At 78.0% G+C, this 1,125-nt stretch carries 2 protein-coding genes; one reads left to right on the top strand and one right to left on the bottom strand.

The features are described 5' to 3' along the window. Positions 1–116: 116 nt before the first annotated feature. Positions 117–848, bottom strand: a complete 732-nt coding sequence (locus tag ACWEVO_RS36935) for a class I SAM-dependent methyltransferase (protein WP_452312010.1) — start codon at positions 846–848, stop codon at positions 117–119. Between the two features lie 95 nt (positions 849–943). On the opposite strand from ACWEVO_RS36935, the gene ACWEVO_RS36940 reads away from it, so the two are divergent. Continuing rightward, the coding region (locus tag ACWEVO_RS36940) for a hypothetical protein (RefSeq protein ID WP_452312011.1) at positions 944–1,125 on the top strand (182 nt) is incomplete at its 3' end.

Raw genomic sequence — 1,125 nt, forward strand, 5'->3', positions numbered from 1 at the left:
GCCGGGTCGGCGGGCCCGGCCATCGTCATGTCCACGCGGGCCCGGTCGGTGGTTCACCGACCGGGCCGTTCCGCCTCTGCGCTGCGTCAGCCCAGCACCTCGGGTTCAGCGCTGCGTCAGCGCAGCACCAGCAGATCCAGCACGTCGACCACCGGGGCGTGCGGCGTCCGCCGGGCGGCGGCCCGCAATCGGCCCAGGCCGCGGTCGTAGTCGGCGTCGTCGAGCAGGGCCAGCGGGGTGTGCGCCGCCCGGCGCAGCCCGTTCGCCGCGTCCCGCAGTGACCGGGCGCTGACCTGCGGCACGGGCGTCAGCGCCACCGGGGCGAAGCCGGCCGGCTCGAACGCGGCGCAGACCTCGGCCACCGACGGATAGCCGTCGAGCACCCGCAGCGCCTCGGGGAACCAGCGGAACAGCGTGACGCCACCGCCGCGCCCGGCGAAGACCGACCGGATCAGCACCGGCGCGCCGGGCCGCAGCACACGCCGCAGCTCGGCGGCGACCGCCGGCAGGTCCGGCAGGTGGTGCACCACGGTCGACAGCCACGCGCCGTCCAGCTCGGCCGCCGCGAGCGGCAGGGCCTCCGCCCGGCCGGCCACCATTCCCGGGTACACCGAGCGGGCGCGCATGGCCGCCGCCGGCTCCACCGCCACCACCTGGACGTCGTACCAGGACCGGAAGGCGTCGGCCCAGGCACCGGTGCCCGCCCCGAGGTCGAGCACCCGGGCGCCGGGCCGGACCGGCAGGTGCCGGGCGACCGCGTCCCGCCAGCTCGCCAGGCCGTCCGGGGGCAGGTGCCGGGCGGCCGCGAAGGCGTCGGCGGCCCGGTCGTCGTACGCCATCATCGCCATCCCGTCACCCTCCGCCGCCGAACGGTGACGGTCAATGTGAAAAGCGGAACAGGGGCCCGCCGCCCGCCCCGGGGGGCGGGTGCGAGAGTTGGTCCGTGCTCTCCGACGTACCCCTCGACCTGCCGGTCCGGCCCGTGCTGCCGGCGCTGGTCGGGGCGCTGCACGGCGCCGGCACGGCGGTCCTGGTGGCGCCACCCGGCACCGGCAAGACCACGCTGGCCCCGCTGGCGGTCGCCGACGAGGTGGCCGGTCGGGTGGTGATCGCGCAGCCGCGGCG

Source organism: Micromonospora sp. NPDC003776, assembly GCF_053605645.1.